Source organism: Clostridium sp., from assembly GCF_047718555.1.
GTDB lineage: Bacteria > Bacillota > Clostridia > Clostridiales > Clostridiaceae > Clostridium_I.
Map to the genome: position 1 here is coordinate 1 of NZ_JBDNRK010000128.1, position 1,281 is coordinate 1,281.

At 24.4% G+C, this 1,281-nt stretch carries 1 protein-coding gene; it reads right to left on the reverse strand.

Annotation, left to right across the window (positions count from 1 at the left end):
- Positions 1-44 precede the first annotated feature (44 nt).
- Positions 45-743 carry a thioesterase II family protein gene (locus ABF633_RS20730; protein WP_415526641.1) on the reverse strand — a complete coding sequence of 233 codons (699 nt, stop codon included), beginning with the start codon at positions 741-743 and terminating at the stop codon, positions 45-47.
- Positions 744-1,281 lie beyond the last annotated feature (538 nt).

Here is a 1,281-nt window from a genome sequence, read left to right on the forward strand (position 1 = left end):
CCACAACGCCAAGTTAGTCAGGTTAAAATTGAAATATCATAGGGTTAGCTGCATAAAGTCGAATTTATAATGGAAGCAAGCTTTCCCATATTATCATCTATATAGAAGTGTCCTCCTTTGAAAAAGTATATATAACATGCTTTAGAAGTATGCTGTTTCCAAAAGGCAATGTGATTTATTTTTATGTCATCTCTATTTCCATTTAAAATGGTAATATTACAATTCAGTTTCGGATATTCATTCCTATAGGTATATAGTTCACAAATTTTAAAATCCTGTCTTAAAATCTTTAGAAAGACCTTACACATATGCTCATTATCCAGCACTTCCTTGGGAGTTCCTGAAAATTCTAACAATTTGTTTTTTAAATTCTCTTCTGACAATTTATGAATAGAATTATTTTCATATATAACATTAGGTGCTTTTCTTCCAGAAAAAAAGATATGTTCAGGTGGTCTATTTTTCAACTTCATAATATAATGTGTTAATTCATAGGCTATTAAACTGCCCATACTATGTCCGAAAAATGCATATTCTCTATCTAAATCTTTTTTTATAATATTGTAAATATCTTCTACAGCTTCACCAATATTATCATATGGTTCTTCTTTAAACCTCCTTCCTCTTCCAGCCAATTCTATTGGACAGATCTCAATAGATGAATCTATGTAATTTTGCCATTTTGAATAAGCAGCAGCTGATCCACCAGCGTGAGGTATACAGAACAATTTTATTTTATTCATACAGTCACCTTGCTTAAAACATGCAGAAAAATAATTAATTTCATTTGTCTTTAATATATTATTTTTACATGCCTAAATAAATTTCGATTTGCAATTTCTATTACTTATTTACTATTTATTAAGATTATATATAATTATTTACAAACTTACTAGTACATTTTAGTAAATTAATGTTATATTATGTTATTATCTTGTAATATTATATTAACTTTTATTAATTATATTTAATTTCTCATTAATGTTTTAGTATAAATATCGAAACTATATCAATATTCATATATTAATATTTATAAATTATTAAATATTTGCAAATAACTTATACATTTAATTTAAGTAAATATTATTGTAAACTTAAATTAAAAGATTTATTTTATTATTTTCAAAATTAGCTTCTTATAAAGCCTGAGATTCAATCACAGATGAAAATGCTAGGTATAATTTTATGGGCATTAATTTTCTGACTAACTTTTATAAATTATAAAAATTTGCAATTATTTATTATCAAAGGTTATTGATTTATATATTATAAGGTCTATAA

What these genes read in the sequence shown, in the direction of transcription:
- ABF633_RS20730 (WP_415526641.1), bottom strand. Translation starts at nt 743, where the DNA reads ATGAATAAAATAAAATTGTTCTGTATACCTCACGCTGGTGGATCAGCT.